The sequence below is a fragment of the Mycobacterium neumannii genome, assembly GCF_002245615.1.
Lineage (GTDB): Bacteria > Actinomycetota > Actinomycetes > Mycobacteriales > Mycobacteriaceae > Mycobacterium > Mycobacterium neumannii_A.
On sequence record NZ_NKCO01000004.1, the window covers coordinates 282,725 to 299,072 of the forward strand.

The 16,348-nt window shown below is 67.2% G+C and carries 17 protein-coding genes; 10 read left to right on the forward strand and 7 right to left on the reverse strand.

Annotated features, from left to right (window positions below):
- Nucleotides 1-68: 68 nt before the first annotated feature.
- Genes CEX88_RS07945 through CEX88_RS07955 form a run of 3 tightly spaced genes read left to right on the forward strand, consistent with a single transcriptional unit; the run spans nucleotide 69 to nucleotide 3,409 of the window.
- Nucleotides 69-1,244: an NAD(P)/FAD-dependent oxidoreductase gene (locus CEX88_RS07945; protein ID WP_094293052.1), complete on the forward strand. Its 1,176-nt coding sequence runs from the start codon at nucleotides 69-71 to the stop codon at nucleotides 1,242-1,244.
- The gene (locus tag CEX88_RS07950; RefSeq protein ID WP_066845980.1) at nucleotides 1,241-2,143 is read left to right on the forward strand and encodes an RNA polymerase sigma-70 factor; all 903 of its coding nucleotides are present in this window, start codon (nucleotides 1,241-1,243) and stop codon (nucleotides 2,141-2,143) included. Before CEX88_RS07945 ends, CEX88_RS07950 begins: the two co-directional genes overlap by 4 nt.
- 12 nt (nucleotides 2,144-2,155) lie before the next feature.
- On the forward strand, nucleotides 2,156-3,409 hold the full coding sequence (locus CEX88_RS07955; RefSeq protein ID WP_094293053.1) for an aminodeoxychorismate synthase component I: 1,254 nt from the start codon (nucleotides 2,156-2,158) through the stop codon (nucleotides 3,407-3,409).
- Here CEX88_RS07955 and rsmI read toward each other — a convergent pair.
- Nucleotides 3,365-4,201 (reverse strand): 16S rRNA (cytidine(1402)-2'-O)-methyltransferase, encoded by an 837-nt coding sequence (gene rsmI / locus CEX88_RS07960; protein ID WP_094293054.1) that lies wholly within the window; start codon nucleotides 4,199-4,201, stop codon nucleotides 3,365-3,367. The two genes, CEX88_RS07955 and rsmI, sit on opposite strands and share 45 nt — an antisense overlap.
- A 23-nt stretch (nucleotides 4,202-4,224) precedes the next feature.
- Between rsmI and CEX88_RS07965 the strand changes: the two genes are divergently transcribed.
- Both CEX88_RS07965 and CEX88_RS07970 read left to right on the forward strand, forming a co-directional pair.
- Nucleotides 4,225-5,766, forward strand: a complete 1,542-nt coding sequence (locus CEX88_RS07965) for a dolichyl-phosphate-mannose--protein mannosyltransferase (protein ID WP_094293055.1) — start codon at nucleotides 4,225-4,227, stop codon at nucleotides 5,764-5,766.
- Between the two features lie 156 nt (nucleotides 5,767-5,922).
- Nucleotides 5,923-6,786 carry a type IV toxin-antitoxin system AbiEi family antitoxin gene (locus tag CEX88_RS07970; RefSeq protein ID WP_094293056.1) on the forward strand — a complete coding sequence of 288 codons (864 nt, stop codon included), beginning with the start codon at nucleotides 5,923-5,925 and terminating at the stop codon, nucleotides 6,784-6,786.
- 49 nt (nucleotides 6,787-6,835) lie between these two features.
- Here the strand turns inward: CEX88_RS07970 and arcA are convergent, their stop codons facing one another.
- Entirely contained in the window at nucleotides 6,836-8,047 is a 1,212-nt protein-coding gene (arcA, locus tag CEX88_RS07975) for an arginine deiminase (protein WP_094293057.1), read from the reverse strand.
- A 37-nt stretch (nucleotides 8,048-8,084) separates the two neighbouring features.
- Between arcA and soxR the strand changes: the two genes are divergently transcribed.
- Both soxR and CEX88_RS07985 read left to right on the forward strand, forming a co-directional pair.
- On the forward strand, nucleotides 8,085-8,519 hold the full coding sequence (soxR, locus tag CEX88_RS07980; RefSeq protein ID WP_094293058.1) for a redox-sensitive transcriptional activator SoxR: 435 nt from the start codon (nucleotides 8,085-8,087) through the stop codon (nucleotides 8,517-8,519).
- 33 nt (nucleotides 8,520-8,552) lie between these two features.
- Nucleotides 8,553-9,149, forward strand: coding sequence for an alpha-ketoglutarate-dependent dioxygenase AlkB (locus tag CEX88_RS07985; RefSeq protein WP_094293059.1), 597 nt, complete (start codon nucleotides 8,553-8,555; stop codon nucleotides 9,147-9,149).
- Here the strand turns inward: CEX88_RS07985 and CEX88_RS07990 are convergent.
- On the reverse strand, nucleotides 9,146-9,808 hold the full coding sequence (locus tag CEX88_RS07990) for a DUF5642 family protein (protein WP_094293060.1): 663 nt from the start codon (nucleotides 9,806-9,808) through the stop codon (nucleotides 9,146-9,148). The two genes, CEX88_RS07985 and CEX88_RS07990, sit on opposite strands and share 4 nt — an antisense overlap.
- A 29-nt stretch (nucleotides 9,809-9,837) precedes the next feature.
- Nucleotides 9,838-10,527, reverse strand: a complete 690-nt coding sequence (locus CEX88_RS07995) for a DUF5642 family protein (protein WP_238381991.1) — start codon at nucleotides 10,525-10,527, stop codon at nucleotides 9,838-9,840.
- 24 nt (nucleotides 10,528-10,551) lie between these two features.
- On the opposite strand from CEX88_RS07995, the gene CEX88_RS08000 reads away from it, so the two are divergent.
- Nucleotides 10,552-10,863 (forward strand): hypothetical protein, encoded by a 312-nt coding sequence (locus CEX88_RS08000; protein ID WP_066846004.1) that lies wholly within the window; start codon nucleotides 10,552-10,554, stop codon nucleotides 10,861-10,863.
- A 5-nt stretch (nucleotides 10,864-10,868) separates the two neighbouring features.
- Here CEX88_RS08000 and CEX88_RS08005 read toward each other — a convergent pair whose 3' ends face one another.
- Complete coding sequence (locus CEX88_RS08005; protein ID WP_238381992.1) at nucleotides 10,869-12,635, reverse strand: PE-PPE domain-containing protein; 1,767 nt, start codon at nucleotides 12,633-12,635, stop codon at nucleotides 10,869-10,871.
- 188 nt (nucleotides 12,636-12,823) lie between these two features.
- Between CEX88_RS08005 and lpqN the strand changes: the two genes are divergently transcribed.
- Nucleotides 12,824-13,528 (forward strand): envelope biogenesis lipoprotein LpqN, encoded by a 705-nt coding sequence (lpqN, locus tag CEX88_RS08010; RefSeq protein WP_094293061.1) that lies wholly within the window; start codon nucleotides 12,824-12,826, stop codon nucleotides 13,526-13,528.
- Nucleotide 13,529: 1 nt separating this feature from the next.
- On the opposite strand, the gene CEX88_RS08015 is transcribed toward lpqN, so the two are convergent.
- Both CEX88_RS08015 and CEX88_RS08020 read right to left on the reverse strand, forming a co-directional pair.
- Nucleotides 13,530-14,348, reverse strand: a complete 819-nt coding sequence (locus CEX88_RS08015; RefSeq protein WP_202931401.1) for a shikimate 5-dehydrogenase — start codon at nucleotides 14,346-14,348, stop codon at nucleotides 13,530-13,532.
- Nucleotides 14,348-15,346 carry a GNAT family N-acetyltransferase gene (locus CEX88_RS08020; protein WP_094293063.1) on the reverse strand — a complete coding sequence of 333 codons (999 nt, stop codon included), beginning with the start codon at nucleotides 15,344-15,346 and terminating at the stop codon, nucleotides 14,348-14,350. Before CEX88_RS08020 ends, CEX88_RS08015 begins: the two co-directional genes overlap by 1 nt.
- Before the next feature lie 355 nt (nucleotides 15,347-15,701).
- Between CEX88_RS08020 and CEX88_RS08025 the strand changes: the two genes are divergently transcribed.
- Nucleotides 15,702-16,322 carry a superoxide dismutase gene (locus tag CEX88_RS08025; RefSeq protein ID WP_094293064.1) on the forward strand — a complete coding sequence of 207 codons (621 nt, stop codon included), beginning with the start codon at nucleotides 15,702-15,704 and terminating at the stop codon, nucleotides 16,320-16,322.
- The last annotated feature ends 26 nt before the right edge of the window (nucleotides 16,323-16,348 follow it).

Below are 16,348 nucleotides of genomic sequence, written 5' to 3' on the forward strand. Positions count from 1 at the left end.
CAGACCGGCTCTGAGCCGAACCGCCATCCCGGCGGGCGCGGCAGGCCGGATGACCCGAGGAGATCGAAATGACCGAGCCCAGCACCCACGTCGTTGTGATCGGCGGCGGTTACGCCGGCGTGATGGCCGCCAATCGGCTCGCCCCGCACGCCCGCGTGACGCTGGTGAACCCGCGCGCCGAGTTCGTCGAACGGATCCGCCTGCACCAGTTGGTCGCAGGCAACGACGACGCCGTCGCCGACTACTCGGCCGTGCTGTCGCCCGCCGTGCGGATCGTCGTCGACGGAGCAGACCGGATCGACGCGGCCGCCCGCACCGTCATGCTGAGCTCCGGTGCGTCGTTGCCCTACGACTATCTGGTGTACGCCGTCGGCAGCACGGGCACCATGCCGGCGGCGGTGCCGGGGGCCGCCGAATTCGCCTACCCCCTCAGTGAATTGGAGCAGGCGCAGCGGCTGACCGCGCGGATGGCCGATGTTCTGCAGTCGGCGCCGGTCGTCGTGGTCGGCGGCGGGTTGACCGGGATCGAGACCGCGGCAGAGCTGGCCGAGGCGGGTCGCCCCGTCACGTTGGTGACCGATGTCCTCGGGCCTTCGCTGGCGGCCAGCGGGCGCCGATCGGTGGCCAAGCGGTTGGCCAAGTTGGGCGTCATCATCGTCGAGGGCAGCGCCGTCGCGGAAGTCGCGGCCGACCGGGTCGTGGTGGCCGACGGCCGCGAGGTGCCGAGCGCGGTGACGGTATGGACCGCCGGATTCGGTGTGCCGGGTCTGGCCGCCGCCAGCGGCCTGGCCACCGACGAGCTCGGACGGCTCCTCACCGACGAGACGCTGACCAGCGTCGACGACGTGCGCATCGTGGGTGCCGGAGATGCGGCCTCACCGTCGGACGTGCCGTGGCGCATGAGTTGCCAGGCCGCCCTTCCGCTCGGCGCGCAAGCCGCGAACACGGTGCTGGCGCGGCTCGCCGGACAGGACCCCGCCTCGGTGAACCACGCGATGGCCGGGCAGTGCATCAGCCTGGGCCGCAAGGCAGGTACGTTCCAGTTCGCCGACGTCGACGACACCCCACGTCGCTGGTACATCGGCGGTCGCACCGGTGCCCTGGTCAAAGAGCAGGTGTGCCGCTTGACGCTGAAGTGGATCCGCGGCGAGGCCGACAAGGCGGGCTCCTACACCTGGAAGACGAACCCGCGCCGCGAGCACGTGGTGGTGGCGCCACAGAGTGAAAGGCCCGCGATCCGATGAGCGACACGGGTGACGAACACGCCGAGCGGTTCACGGTGCTGCGTCCGCTGCTGTTCACGATCGCCTACGAGATCACCGGCAGCGCAACCGAAGCCGACGACGTCCTGCAGGAGAGCTACCTGCGCTGGGCCGACGTGGACCTCGCCAAGGTGCACGACACCAAGGCCTACCTCGCCCAGCTCGTCACCCGCCAGTCACTCAACGCGCTGCGGGCACAGTCGCGGAGGCGCGAGGAGTACGTCGGCCCGTGGCTGCCCGAACCGCTACTGCTCGACGCACACGACCCGTCATCGGATGTCGTTCTCGCCGAGTCGGTCTCGATGGCGATGCTGGTCGTATTGGAGACCCTGAGCCCGGACGAGCGCGCAGTGTTCGTGTTGCGCGAGGTGTTCGGTTTCGGACACGACGAGATCGCCGAGGCGGTGGGCAAGTCGGCGGCCGCCGTGCGGCAGATGGCGCACCGGGCGCGCGAACACGTGCAGTCGCGGCGGAAGCGGTTCGAGCCCGTCGATCCCGAGGTGTCGATGGAGATCACGGAGCGGTTCTTCGCGGCCGCGTCCTCCGGTGACGTCGATGCGCTGCTCGAGATGCTGACCGATGACGTCCAGTGGACCGCCGACTCGGCGGGCAAGGTCAGCGCGGCGCGGCGACCGGTGGTCGGTGCCGACAAGGTCGCCAGGGTGCTCATCGGGCTGGTGCGGGTGGCGGGCGAGGCCGGCCGGGTAGAACCGGCGATGTACAACAACGCGCCCGCGCTCAAGCTCTACCTGGGCGACCACTTCGAGGGGCTCATCAACCTCGAGATCACCGAGGGCCGGATCTCGCACTTCTACGTGATGCGCAACCCGGACAAGTTGACCGGGGTGGAGATCCCGCGGGAAGTCACGCGGAGCATCTGACAAGCTGAGTCGGTGCGCATCGACCTGCTCGGCGACCTCGGCAGCGCCCCAGCGGTTCTGCGCGCCGTCGGATACGCCGCCGCCGATCGCGGGCTGGCGCCGCCTGCCGCCGTGATCGGCGAGTGGTTCGGCTCGGGCGCGGTCATCGCGCCGACGGTCGATGTCGCGCCGGTCGACGCGTCGCGTGCCTTCGACGTTCCCTGCGGGTCGGGTGATGGCGAGGCGGTCGGGGGCGGCTGGTTCGGTTTTCTGTCGTATCCGGATGCGGCGGCCGACGGTCTCGGTCCGCGGATTCCCGAGGCTGCGGGCGGCTGGTCGGACTGCGTGCTGCGCCAGGACGGTGACGGGCGTTGGTGGTTCGAAAGCCTCTCCGACGCAACGCTTCCCGGGTGGTTGGCTGACGCGCTGCGGGTGCCGGTCGAGCCACGGCCGTCGCACGTCGAGTGGGGTGAAGCCGATCGCGAGGCGCACCGCCGGGGGATGCTGGACTGCCTCGATGCGATCGCCGCCGGGGAGGTCTACCAGGCGTGCGTGTGCACGCAGTTCCGCGGCCGACTCGAGGGCTCACCACTCGACTTCTTCGCCGACGCCGTGCACCGCACGTCGCCCGCGCGTGCTGCGTACCTGGCGGGGAGCTGGGGGGCGGTGGCGTCGTTGTCGCCGGAACTGTTCCTGCGCAGGCGCGGTGAGCACATCGCGTCGAGCCCGATCAAGGGCACGCTGCCGCGTTCGGCCGATCCGGACGCGCTGCGCGGCTCGGTCAAGGATGTCGCCGAGAACATCATGATCGTCGACCTCGTGCGCAACGACCTGGGCCGCGTCGCCGATGTCGGCACCGTCAACGTGCCCGAACTGCTGGTCGTGCAGCCGGCGCCCGGGGTGTGGCATCTGGTGTCGACAGTGTCCGCGCGCGTGCCCGTCGACGTGCCGATGTCGACGGTGCTCGACGCGACGTTCCCACCGGCGTCGGTGACGGGGACACCCAAGACGCGGGCACGCCAGCTGCTCGAGCAGTGGGAGCCGGTCAGGCGGGGAATCTATTGCGGCACAGTCGGGCTGGCGTCTCCTGTGGCGGGGTGCGAACTCAACGTGGCGATCCGGACGGTGGAGTTCGACGCGTCGGGGAATGCGGTGCTCGGTGTCGGCGGCGGTATCACCGCGGACTCGGATCCGGACCGCGAGTGGGAGGAGTGCCTGCACAAGGCGGCACCGATCATTGCCTCACGTGCGCGACCGCAGCACCGCGTCGTAGAGCTCACGCCGTGACGGCGAGCCCGGATTCGCCGCGACCACGTCGGCGCAGGCGTCCTTGACCCGCGCGCCGTCGTCGACCAGCTTGTGGACCGCGGCCACCAGGGTCTCGAGGTCCGCTTTCGGGACGGCGCCGGCCAGCACGACGGTGATCTCGCCGAGCACGCCGTCGGCGGCCCATTCGGCGAGCTCGTCCAGCCGGCCCCGGAGGATCTCCTCGTGCGTCTTGGTCAGCTCCCGGCACACTACGGCGCGGCGGTCCGGCCCGAGCACCTCGACAGCGTCGGCGAGCGTGCCGGCCAGCCGGCGGGGCGACTCGAAGAACACACAGGTGCGCTGCTCGGTCGCCAACGTCGTCAGCCACGTCTTGCGGGCGGTCTGCTTGCGGGGCGCAAACCCCTCGAAGCAGAACCTCTCGGCCGGTAGCCCGGAGACCGCCAGCGCCGTCGTCACCGCCGACGGGCCCGGCAGGCAGGTGACCGGGAGTCCTGCCTCGATGCATGCCGTCACCAGGCGATAGCCGGGGTCGCTGATCAGCGGCATCCCGGCGTCGCTGACCATCAGCACCGACGCGCCTGCCCGAATCCCGTCGAGCAGGCCCGCGATCCGCGACGCCTCGTTCTGGTCGTAGAGGCTGACCACCTTCGCGGTCAGCCTCACCTCCAGCGACTGGGCCAGCGTGCGGACCCGGCGGGTGTCCTCGGCGGCGATGACGTCGGCGCTGCCCAGCGCGCCGACCAACCGCGCCGAGGCGTCGGAGGGCTGACCCAGGGGCGTGGCGCCGATGAGCAGTCGTCCGGGGCTCATGCCGACAGCCTACGATCGCTCTCGTGACCGCCCCCGCCACCAAAGAGCCGCGCGCGGTCCCGGTCATCAGCCCCGCGCCGCAGGTGCCCGCCGCGGACTTCGGCCCGGTCGACCGGCTGCAGGGCTGGGTGATGACCGCCGTGATCGGCGCGCTGGCCGCGGTGACGCGGTTCCTCAATCTCGGATCGCCGACCGACGCCGGTACCCCCGTCTTCGACGAGAAGCACTACGCGCCGCAGGCCTGGCAGATGCTGCACAACCACGGCGTCGAGGACAACCCGGGCTACGGCCTGGTGGTGCACCCGCCACTCGGCAAGCAGTTGATCGCGATCGGCGAGGCGCTTTTCGGCTACAACGGGCTGGGCTGGAGGTTCTCCGGCGCCGTCTGCGGCGTGATCGTCGTGATCCTGGTCGCGCGGATCACGCGACGCATCAGCCGTTCGACGCTGGTGGGTGGCATCGCGGGGCTGCTGGTGATCGCCGACGGGGTCAGCTTCGTCGCCTCGCGGACCGCGCTGCTCGACGGGTTCCTGGTGACGTTCGTGGTGGCCGCGTTCGGTTGCCTGATCGTCGACCGGGACCAGGTGCGCGAGCGCATGCATATCGCGCTGTTGGAGGGTCGCATCGGCGAGACGGTGTGGGGGCCGCGGCTCGGGGTCCGGTGGTGGCGGTTCGGCGCGGGGGTTCTGCTCGGATTGGCCTGCGCCACAAAGTGGTCGGGCGTCTACTTCATCGCGTTCTTCGGCGTCATGACGATGGTCTTCGACATCCTCGCGCGCCGTCAGTACCGCGTCCCGCGACCGTGGCTGGGCGCATTCCGTCGCGATCTGGGGCCGTCGCTGTACGCGCTGGTGCTCATCCCGTTCGGGGTGTACCTCGCGTCGTACACGCCGTGGTTCGCCTCGGAGACGGCCACCAACCGCCATGAAGTCGGGCAGTCGATCGGCCCGGACAGCGTGTTGCCGATCCCCGATGCGTTGCGCTCGCTGTGGCACTACACGCATGCCGCGTACCGGTTTCACTCCGGGTTGACCAACGCCGACGGAAACCATCACCCGTGGGAATCGAAGCCGTGGACGTGGCCGATGTCGTTGCGCCCGGTGCTCTATGCGATCGACAACCAGGACGTGCCCGGGTGCGGGGCGCAGTCGTGCGTGAAGGCCGTGATGCTGGTCGGCACGCCCGCGATGTGGTTCCTGGCGGTGCCGGTGCTGGGCTGGGCGGTGTGGCGGGCATTCGTCAAGCGCGACTGGCGTTATGGAGTCGCGCTGGTGGGCTACAGCGCGGGCTTCCTGCCGTGGTTCGCCGGCATCGACCGCCAGATGTACTTCTTCTATGCGGCGACGATGGCGCCGTTCCTGGTGATGATGATCGCGTTGATTCTCGGCGACATCCTGCACAAGGCGAACCAGAACGCCGAACGCCGAACGCTCGGGCTGATCGCGGTGAGTTGTTATGTCGCACTGGTGCTGACGAACTTCGCGTGGATGTACCCGATCCTGACCGGCATCCCGATATCGCAGAATACCTGGAACATGCAGATCTGGCTGCCGTCCTGGCGTTGAGAGTTCGGCGCGGAAGCCACGCTAGTCGGCTCTCCGACACTAATTGTTTTCGCGAAACACACACGAGGGTCGCAGTCGACGAGTTATCCACAGCCCTGGTGTAGATATCGCGAATCGTGGGTCGACTTGTCAGTGCGCGCACCCAGCATCCGACGCATGGAACGAGCATTTCTCGGCAACGAACTACTTGAGGGCGGTCTCACTCGCAGCCAACTACGCTGGCGCTACAGGTCTGTTCACCCCCGCGTATACGTGCCACGGGCGGCCTTGCCATCGCTCCAGCTCGAGGCGCACGCGGCTTGGCTCTGGAGCAATCGGCGGGGCATCGTCGCCGGGCGAGCGGCGGCTTCACTTCATGGAGCCCAATGGGTCTCACCCGGAACGGTAATCGAATTGATTGGCCCGCGCGAGCGACTCAGATCAGGTGTGGTCGTTCGGAATGAACGGATCGATTGGGATGAGATCTGCACGATCGGTGAACTCGCAGTCACCACGCCGGCTCGCACGACGCTGGATCTGGCTCGACACCTGAACCGCGACTTAGCCGTAAGGCACCTCGACGCATTAGCGGCGGCGACCGGCGTGAAGGTGGACGACGTAGCGCCGCTCGTAGAGCGGTATCGCGGTTGGCGGGGAATGAAGCGCGCTCGCATCGCACTGGACCTGATGGATGGCGGTGCTCAGTCGCCGAAGGAGACGTGGCTGCGCCTCCTCGTCCTGGACGCAGGGTATCCACGGCCTCGCACACAGATCCGGGTTTGCGACGGTGCCGCCGAGGCTTTCCTCGACATGGGTTGGGACGAGCCGATGATCGCGTTGGACTATGACGGTGAGCAGCATCAGACCGACCGACCTCGGTTCGTTCATGACATCGGACGCAACGCGATGGTCGAGAATCAGGGTTGGCTCGACATCCATGTGGTCAAGGAGCACAGCCGCGGCTTCACGCTGCACCGGCTACGGGAAGCCGCTGAGCGTCGCGGATGGTCTCCGCTCGCGAGGCGTACACCAGGGTCGTGAGAGCCGGAAAGCTGACGGCCCTGGTGTACGTCTCGCGAAACAGCAGATGCTACAGCGGGTCGCGGCCGGCCGGGCACGACATACACCGCGGGCCGCCGCGGCCGGTGCCAAGTTCGGACGCCTGGATCGGCAGCACCTCGATACCGGCATCCGCCAACCGCGCATTGGTTTCGACGTTGCGCTCGTAGGCGACCACCACACCCGGCGCGAGTGCGAGCGTATTGTTGCCGTCGTCCCACTGCTCACGCTCGGCCGTCACCGGGTCCAACCCCGTGGCGATGACGCGTAACCGGTCGATACCCATCGCCGTCGCGGCGGCGTCGACGAACGGCACCTCGTCGTCGATGCGCACTCCGCCGTTCCCGTCACGATGAATCGTGAACGCCGACAACGAATCCACGACCGGCGGGTACATCACCACCGCGTCGACGTCGACCATCGTGCACACCGTGTCGAGATGCATCTGCGCTCGCGACTGCGCGATCGGCACCGCGAGCACGGTGTGGGCGAGGTCGTCGTCGAAGAGGCTGCGCGCCAATGCTTCCGCGCCGGCCGGTGTGGTCCGCTCCCCCACACCGACGGCCACCACACCAGGCGCGAGCAACAGCACGTCTCCTCCCTCGACCGGCGCCGACCGCGATTCGTAGGCCCGCCGGACACCGAGGAATCGCGGGTGATGTGCGTAAATCACGTCGGTCAGCGAGGTCTCGCGCACCCGCGCCGGCAGCGCCAGCGACGTGATCGCCACTCTCGGGCCGATCCAGAACGACGAGTCGCGAGTGAACAACAGATTCGGCAGCGGATCGATGACGAAGTCACCCCCGTGATGCATCCGCCGAACCAGCGACAGCTCCGCACCCGAGAGCGGCAACTCGTTGAACGTCATACCCGCCATCAGCACATGGGCCAGCGGTGCGGGTTCCAGCGCGCGAAGGTACGCCGAAAGTTCCTGCGCCAACGGCAAACCCAGCCGTCGTGGATCGACCGCCGCAGCGATCCCGTGCATCCGTGCCGCGCCACTGTGCGACAACGCCTCGGTCAGCAGATCGGCCAGCAGCATCACCTCGACGCCCCGCTCGACCAACAACGCGGCGAACGCGTCGTGTTCGGCCTGAGCCCTGGCCACCCACGGCAGCCCGTCGAACAACAGCGCATCGTTGTTGCGTGGCGTCAACCGCTGCAACTCGGCGCCGGGCCGGTGCAGGATGGCCGCAGTCAGCCGACCCACCTCGGAGTCGCAGCCCAACGTCACATCTAGCACCGTAACCCGCAACCCCACCTCAACTATGGTTGATGTTATGGAGTTGATTCACGAGCTGACTCCCGGCGAGATGTCCGCTCGCAGCGGTGTCGCGGTCTCGGCACTGCACTTCTACGAGCGCGAAGGCCTCATCCAGAGCAGACGCACCTCGGGAAACCAGCGTCGCTATGCCCGCGAGACGTTGCGCCGTGTCGCGTTCATCCGGATGTCACAGCGGCTCGGAATCCCCTTGTCCCGCATACGAGAAGCACTGGCCACCCTGCCCGACGACAGGGTGCCCACGAGCAAGGACTGGGCCAGGCTGTCGGCGGGCTGGCGCCAAGACCTCGACGACCGCATCCTGCACCTGCAACGCCTGCGCGACAACCTGACCGGCTGCATCGGCTGTGGCTGCCTGAGCCTGAAGACCTGCGCGCTGACCAACCCCGGAGACGTTCTCGCCGAACAAGGACCCGGCGCGGTGCGGCTCTGACGCATCGAACGCTTGTGCGATAGAATCGCGGCTATGGAGCTGGCGCTGCAGAGCTCGCTGTTCGAGCACGCCGAACGCCGCCATCTCGGCAACGGGGCCTGGATCGACTTTCGATCCGGGTGGTTGGACGATGCCGACTCGCTGTTCACCGAGCTGTCCGAGGTCGTCCCGTGGCGTGCGGAGCGCCGGCCGATGTACGACCGCGTCGTCGACGTCCCGCGCCTGGTCAGCTTCCACAACCTGGTCGATGACCCGCCGCCGCATCCACGCCTCAAACAACTCCGCCGTCGCCTCAACGACGCCTACGCGGGTGAACTCGGCGAGCCGTTCACCACCGCGGGGCTGTGCCTGTACCGCGACGGCAACGACAGCGTGGCTTGGCACGGTGACACCGTCGGTCGCAGCAGTACCGAAGACACCGTGGTCGCGATCATCGGCTTGGGTGCGACTAGGACGTTCGCGCTTCGGCCACGCGGCGGGGGCAAGTCGCTAAGGCTGCAACATGCGCACGGCGACCTGCTCGTGATGGGCGGGTCGTGCCAGCGCACGTGGGAGCACGCGATCCCCAAGACGACGCGCCCCGTGGGTGTCCGGATCAGCATCCAGTTCCGTCCGCACGACGTGCGCTAGGCCCTGACCGCGTTCACCGCCGCGACCAACAGGTCACGAGCGCGCTGCGTGTCGACCTTCGCGACGGGTTTGTCGGGCAGCACCAACGGGTTCGCGGTGACGATCACCAGGAACGGTCCGAAGCTGGCGAGGTAGTTGTAGAGCTCGCCGGTGCGAGGCTTACCGTCCACCGTCGTCTGCACCACGCGGTGAGTTCCCAGCGTCTGCGCACCCTCGATCTGGGGCGCCTCGACGACCTCGACCAGCCCGCGCATCGCACCGCCCGCGAATCCGACCTTGCGACAGTTCTCGGCCGGTGCATTGACCGACGCGGTTTCGGACGTCTCGACGGCGATCGTGATGAACCGGTTGCCATCGCCCTCGGCCGTCGTCGCCGCCATATTGCCCTTGGCGCCCGCCGGGACCATCTGCTGGTTGGCGAACGATGCACAGTCGGATGGCTCGAACTTCACGCCCTCGGGCAGTTCCTGGCGTGCGAGCAACCGCGGGTCGATCCCGGTCGGCCCGACGTCGGTGACCTTGAAGCCGGGTCCGAAGCTGGTCCGCACATCCTTGACTCGCCCGATGTCGGCGTGCGACAGATCGTCGCTCGGCTGGCCGTTCCCACACGCGGTGAGCGCAGCGGCGCTCGCGACCGCGACCATGGCCCTCTTCGACATCGCCGCACAATGTACCGGGCAACGACGGCTCAGCCCCGTAACGCGGACACCGTTTCGGTCAACAGGTGGGCGGCGAAATCCGGACCGAGTTGAGGATTGGGTGAACCGGGGTCGGTGACGACGGCGACGAAGGCGACATGGTCACCCAGGTAAGCCGTGACGGTCTCGGCGCGCGACAGCGTTTCAGTGCCGCCTTCCACGACGGTTCTGCTCGACGTCGCCATCGCGATGGTCGACGCCGCGTCGATGGCCGGGGCGGGTTCGAGCGTGACAGTTCCCGTCGTGCGTCCGCCCGCAATGGTCCAGCGCGCGCACTCGTCGACCACCGCCGGGTCGAGCTCTCCCGGCGCGGCGGCGACGACGGCGTAGACGATGCCGCCGGGCCCCGACGCGGACCATCCGTCGGTGCGGGTTGCGCCCGCGGCGGGGTCGGCCAGCGCGGCACATCGTTCGGGGTCGGTGGTCCACTTCGCACCGTATCCCCACGCGGTGATCGGGCCGACGGGGCCGACGAGGTCGGTCACCTCGTATCCGGCCGGCAGCGCGGTGCGCGCGCGATCGATTCTGGCCGGGTTGACTTGTGCGGGCCCCTCAGACGACGACTGGTCGGCAGGAGACGAGCCGGGATCGGTTCCGCAGGCGCCCACGCAGATCATCAGCACCGCGGCCGCGACGATGCAACGATCGGCGGCCCTTCGGCGATCAACAAGTGGGGGCATCGACCCTCATGATTGGAGGCTGTCATGGGTGCTCTTCGGAGTGTGGCAGCAACAGCAGCAGCGGCGGGCGCCATTCTGGTGCCCGCGGGTCCTGCCGCCGCACAACCGGTGCAACCGGGTGACGCGCCGCGCACGATCGCCGAGTTGGAGGACCAGGGCTACGACGTCGTCATCGACCGGGTCGGCAGTGGCCCGATCAACGAGTGCATCGTCACCAGCGTGCGCAACCCACAGGAAGTCACCCAGACGTTCGCGGTCGGCAAGGGTGAAGACCGCGAGTTCATCACGGTCGTGGTGAGCAGATCGATCACCGTCTCGCTCAACTGCTCCCGCTGATCGCGTCAGGCAGCGGCGTCCTTTGCGTCGGACTCGCCGCCCGTCTCACCGCCGGCAGGCGTGCTGTTCGGCTCCGAAACCGTCTCAGCGCTGCTGGCCTCGTTGCGATCCGGTCGACTCGCGGGCGAGGGACCCAGCCGAACCGGTTTGTCGAACGAGATCGGTCCGCGCAGCTTCGGCAACTTGGGCAGCTTCGGCAGCTTGGGAAGCGCAGGCTTGAACCCCATCCTGGGTGCCTTGCCGGTGACGGCGCCGTTTCCGGTCGTCTCGGCGCCCGTGCTGTCGACGCCTCCCTCGACCACCACTTGCTCGCGGAGGTTCGTCGTCGCACCTTCGTCGCCGGACGGTGTCGGGTTCTCGACGACCTGAATGGTCGTGTCTTCGACCGGAGGCGTCTGGCCGAGTTGGTCACCCTCGGGTCCGGCGTCACCGGTGACGGGCGCTAGGCCGTCGGTGACGACGGTCTGCTCGCTTCGGTCAGCGTCTCCCGCGTGCGCCCACGACATCCTCGTCACGGCGTTGTCTTCGACCGTCGTCGCAGTGCTGTCTTCTGCTGGGTGCGTGGGCAATTCGGGCCCGCCGACGCCGAAGGGGCTGGTGGTCTCCTCGGTGCCCAGCGGGCGGTCCCCGGAGACCTCCTCGATCGCGTCGTCGAGGCCCGTCGGGATGGATTTCACCAGATTGATCGCCGTGGCGATCGGGTTCCGGAACGGCAGCAAGCCGACCTTCGTCGCGACACCCGGGTTCACGTCGCGGGCATAGGCGCCCTCGATCAGCACCCGAAGCGGTGCATCCAGCGCCGTCAGGATCGGCGACGGCACAAGTGCTTCGAACGGCACCAGGATCGGCAGCCGTTCAGCCGGATACAGGTAGTAGTCGGTGTCGCCGTAAGAGCCTTGATAAACGGCGTCGTCGAAGTTCTCGTTCTGCAGATCGCCGTGTAGGTAGTAGTAACTGGCCAGTGAGTTGGCGATAGCCAACACGTTGGTGAGGCTGGCGGGTGCGTCGCCTCCGAGAAGGTCGTACTGGGCCGCGGCGTCGACCGTCGGCATACAGGGGCCCTGATCGCAGCTGTCCGTAGGTGTTGCGCCGTAGAAGGTGATGCCGATGATCGGGATCGTGAGGCCTTCCGGGCCGCGGGCGAGGATGCCGCCGTTGGGGCGCATCGGATTGGCCAGCAGGAAGAACGAGGTCTCGCCGGCGTCCCTCGGGTTCGCGATGAGGTCCCGCTTCACCAACGAAGCCACGACGGCGCTCTGCGAATAGCCGAAGATGACGTAATCCTCATCTGCAGGAGGGGCTGTCACCGGTTGATCCGGATCCTCGATGTCGTAGCTGGCGCCGGGGTTGTAGACGCAGGCGGAACTGCTTCCTCGAACGCAGCCGTTGAGACTCGTCACGCCTTCGTCCACAGAATCATCGAAGGTCTTGCTCCCGAACACCGGGAAGAATGCCGCAGGGTAGACGACCGCATAGACATTGCCGTCGACGTCGTCGATGGGCGGGACGCCGGGACTCGTCATTGCAGTTCCCGAGGCCGGATTGATGAATCCCAGAACTGCGTTGCTCAAGTACTGGCTGATGTATGCGGGGTCATCGGGTGGCGAGGTCAACGGATGTTCGGTACCGCCCATGATCAACGCGCTCGCCGCCAGTTGAACCGCGGTCGCGGTCGTCCACGCCACCGCCACGGCGATCGCTGCGAACAACGCCAGAACCATCGCCCCCAGCGAACGCGTTGTCGTCTTCAGTCGAGCATTCCGACCCCGCATCGCGTCTCCCTCTCACCCTATCGCCGCTGTCACGCAGAAACGTCTCCCAGCTAACCACGTAGGAAGCCCGTAGCAAAATATTGTTCCGAACGGCAACACCTGCGTAACCGCTGTTACGGGCGTTTTCTACTGCAAACGCCGAATGGCGGCCGTAGGCTACGGCGCAGACCAGACCGATGGAGGAGCAAATGGGTACGTCTATGAGGGCCGGCATCATCGCGGTCGCGGCCGTGGCACTCGGCCTTGGCCTCGCCGGCTGCAGCTCGGACACCGAGGGCGAGGCGACGTCCGATACGACGACCTCAGAGGAAGCGACCACATCGGAAACCAGTGCCTCGCCCGCACCCCCCACGTCGCCGCAAGCCCAGGGCGCGAACTACACAATCGTCGACTACATCCGCGAGAACGACATCACGGAGACCCCGGTTCAGCGCGGCGACCCCGCTTCGCCGACCATCGATCTGCCGATTCCGCCCGGCTGGAGCGACGCCGGACCACGTAAGCCCCAATGGGCTTATGCCGCAATAGTTTCCGATGACTCGGCCATGGCACAAGACCCCCCGACCATCATCGCGCTGGTGTCGAAACTGACCGGCAACGTCGACCCGGCGAAGATCCTCGAGTTCGCGCCCGGCGAGATCATGAACCTACCCGGATACGATGGCGCACAGGAAGGTTCGCCCTCCACGCTCTCTGATTTCGAAGCGGTGCAGATCGGCGGAACGTACACCAAAGACGGTGTCCTACGGGCGATCGCGCAGAAAACCGTCGTGATCCCTGGACAAGACGGGTTGTTTGTTTTGCAACTCAACGCCGACGGCCGCGAGGATCAGATGACAGCCCTCATGGACGCCACGGGGGTCATCGACGAACAGACCAAGATCACCCCGTGACTCAGGCGCGCGAGACCGCGGACGCGGCCATGACCTGTTCGGCGGTCGGCCGAACCCCGGTATAGCGTTCGAACTGCTCGGCGGCCTGCAGCGCGATCACCTCAGCACCGGTGATCACGCCGATGCCCGCCGCGCGCGCGGCCTTGATGAGCGGTGTCTCCGACGGCATCGCGACCACATCGAAGACGGTGTGCGCGTTGGCGATGGCCTCTTCGCCGAACGCCGTTTCGTTGGCCTCACGCCCACCGGCCATCCCTACCGGAGTGACGTTGACCAGTACGTCCGCGGTGCGCGCGCCGACCTCGGCGAGGTAGTCGTAGCCGAGCCGGTCGGCCAAGGAACGACCGGTCTCAGGATTCCTGGCCACGATGGTGCCGTGGTCGAATCCGGCGTCGCGGAGCGCGGTCCCGACCGCACTGGCCATCCCCCCGCTGCCGTACACGAGCACGGACTGTGACGGTTGCAAACCGTGTTCGGCGATAAGCCCCTGCACCGCAAGGTAATCGGTGTTCGACGCGGTGAGCCGACCGTCGTCGTTGACGATTGTGTTGACGGCGCCAATGGAGCGAGCCGACTGCTCGATGTCGTCGACGAGCCCCAGCACATCCTGCTTGAACGGCATCGACACCGAACAACCGCGGATGCCCAACGCCCGCACTCCCCCGATCGCAGCGGCGATATCCGTTGTGGTGAATGCCTTGTAGATGAAGTCCAGGCCGAGCAGGTCGTAGAGGTAGCTGTGGAACCGGGTGCCGATGTTGCTCGGCCGACCCGCCAACGAGATGCACAGCCTGGTGTCCTTGGACAGCGGAACGCGCATCAGCCGACCGCCCGCACGACCTGAGTGGCCATATCGCGGATCTGCCTGGTCAGTTCCGTCGAGAACGGCGGATTGGCCGGGCGCGGCACGTCGATGGTCGTGGTGACCACCCCGAGGTCATCTCGCTGCCAGTGTGCGCCGTGGCGGGTGAGGATGGTGCGCATGGGGTAGTTCTCGGCGAGCACACGCGCGGTGAAACGTTGTACACCAAGGCCTTTCGCCGCGATCGCGAGCGCCCCCATGAGAAACGATCCGACGCCTTTGTTCTGGTATGCATCGGCGACGGTGAACGCGACCTCGGCGACGGCCGGATCCGCTTCGTCGCGAACGAGCCGCGCATCTGCGACCACCGGTCCGTCGGGACCGTCGGTCATCACCCACACGAAGTGGTGTTCGTAGTCGACCTCGAACAGGTAGCGCATCAACGACCTGCTCGGAACGAGCATCGATTGGAAACGCCGGTAGAGCGTCTCGCTGGAGAATTCGACGGGACCCTTGGATGTCCGTTCGTTGTCGCCCGGCAGCACCGGCCGCAAGAACAACTCCGTTCCGTCACGCATGCGGACCGAAACGGGGCTGACGTATGCGGCGAGGCGCTGTCGGGCGGTGCTCAGCAGCCGGTCGAGCATGCCGGGGATCTCGAGCAGGATCGCGAACGCGTCGCGCGCCCCGACCCAACCGCGCACCGGTTCGGTGGCAATCACCGTCGCGGTGCGGGTGGTGTCCCGCAGCAATGCGATCTCGCCGACGATCATGCCCGGCGTCAGCCGCGCGACGGTGTCGTGCCCGTCGTCGCCGACGTGCGTGACCTCGGCAGCGCCGGAGCCGATCAACAAGAAGGACAACGCGAGTTCGCCCTGGTGCATGAGCACCTGGCCGGAGGCGGCATTCAGAGGCGTCAGCTGGGCCGCGAGCGGCACGAGATCCTCGGACCGATAGCCACGAAAGATTTCCAGCGCAGTGAGTTCGTCGGCGCGAACGCCGGTCAGGCCGGCCACCTCACGAGGCTACGGGCTGCTCCTCGCCACGAGCAAGGAACCGCGCGAGTCACCCGTCAGCGGCGTCGGTCGCACGGCAATCACCGAATCGATCGACCAGCAAATCGTCGGGGTTGGCGCGGGTCGGCCGCGGCGCTCCGCCACCCGTCGGAAGACAAGTCGTTACATGATGTGCTGCATCGATGTACTCGGCGGCCGCCCGCAACCGCCAAGTTAGCACAACATCTGAACACCTAGACAGATATTGGGCCTCCCGCATAGGCTGCGCGGAGCCCTTCTGCGCGACGCCGAGGCCATCTGTGGAATCTCGGCCAGCGCGGGTACACAGCGTCGACCCCCTCCAGAAAGGAAGCTCATGGCTGAGTACACCCTGCCTGATCTTGACTACGACTACGGCGCACTGGAACCGCACATCTCGGGTCAGATCAACGAAATTCATCACAGCAAGCATCACGCCACCTACGTGAAGGGCGTCAACGACGCAATCGCCAAACTCGAAGAGGCCCGCGCCAACGGCGACCATGCGGCGATCTTCCTCAACGAGAAGAACCTCGCGTTCCATCTCGGCGGACACGTCAACCACACCATCTGGTGGAAGAACCTCTCACCGAACGGTGGTGACAAGCCGACCGGCGAGCTGGCTGCCGCGATCGACGACCAGTTCGGGTCGTTCGACAAGTTCCAGGCGCAGTTCGCCGCCGCGGCCAACGGCTTGCAGGGCTCCGGATGGGGTGTGCTCGGCTACGACACCCTGGGTCAGCGGTTGCTCACCTTCCAGCTGTACGACCAGCAGGCCAACGTCCCGCTGGGCATCATCCCCCTGCTGCAGGTCGACATGTGGGAGCACGCGTACTACTTGCAGTACAAGAACGTGAAAGCCGACTACGTCAAGGCATTCTGGAATGTAGTGAACTGGGAGGACGTCCAGAACCGGTTCGCCGCGGCCACCAGCAAGACATCCGGGCTCATCTTCTAGTCTCTAGCGGGGCGGCCTCGCGCGCC

Bases quoted from the DNA above. Each gene is read 5' to 3' on its own strand.
- CEX88_RS07945 (WP_094293052.1), top strand. From the start codon at position 69: ATGACCGAGCCCAGCACCCACGTCGTTGTGATCGGCGGCGGTTACGCC.
- CEX88_RS07950 (WP_066845980.1), top strand. From the start codon at position 1,241: ATGAGCGACACGGGTGACGAACACGCCGAGCGGTTCACGGTGCTGCGT.
- rsmI (WP_094293054.1), bottom strand. From the start codon at position 4,201: ATGAGCCCCGGACGACTGCTCATCGGCGCCACGCCCCTGGGTCAGCCC.
- CEX88_RS07970 (WP_094293056.1), top strand. From the start codon at position 5,923: ATGGAACGAGCATTTCTCGGCAACGAACTACTTGAGGGCGGTCTCACT.
- soxR (WP_094293058.1), top strand. From the start codon at position 8,085: ATGGAGTTGATTCACGAGCTGACTCCCGGCGAGATGTCCGCTCGCAGC.
- CEX88_RS07985 (WP_094293059.1), top strand. From the start codon at position 8,553: ATGGAGCTGGCGCTGCAGAGCTCGCTGTTCGAGCACGCCGAACGCCGC.
- CEX88_RS07990 (WP_094293060.1), bottom strand. From the start codon at position 9,808: ATGTCGAAGAGGGCCATGGTCGCGGTCGCGAGCGCCGCTGCGCTCACC.
- CEX88_RS07995 (WP_238381991.1), bottom strand. From the start codon at position 10,527: ATGCCCCCACTTGTTGATCGCCGAAGGGCCGCCGATCGTTGCATCGTC.
- CEX88_RS08000 (WP_066846004.1), top strand. From the start codon at position 10,552: ATGGGTGCTCTTCGGAGTGTGGCAGCAACAGCAGCAGCGGCGGGCGCC.
- CEX88_RS08005 (WP_238381992.1), bottom strand. From the start codon at position 12,635: ATGCGGGGTCGGAATGCTCGACTGAAGACGACAACGCGTTCGCTGGGG.
- lpqN (WP_094293061.1), top strand. From the start codon at position 12,824: ATGGGTACGTCTATGAGGGCCGGCATCATCGCGGTCGCGGCCGTGGCA.
- CEX88_RS08015 (WP_202931401.1), bottom strand. From the start codon at position 14,348: ATGCGCGTTCCGCTGTCCAAGGACACCAGGCTGTGCATCTCGTTGGCG.
- CEX88_RS08025 (WP_094293064.1), top strand. From the start codon at position 15,702: ATGGCTGAGTACACCCTGCCTGATCTTGACTACGACTACGGCGCACTG.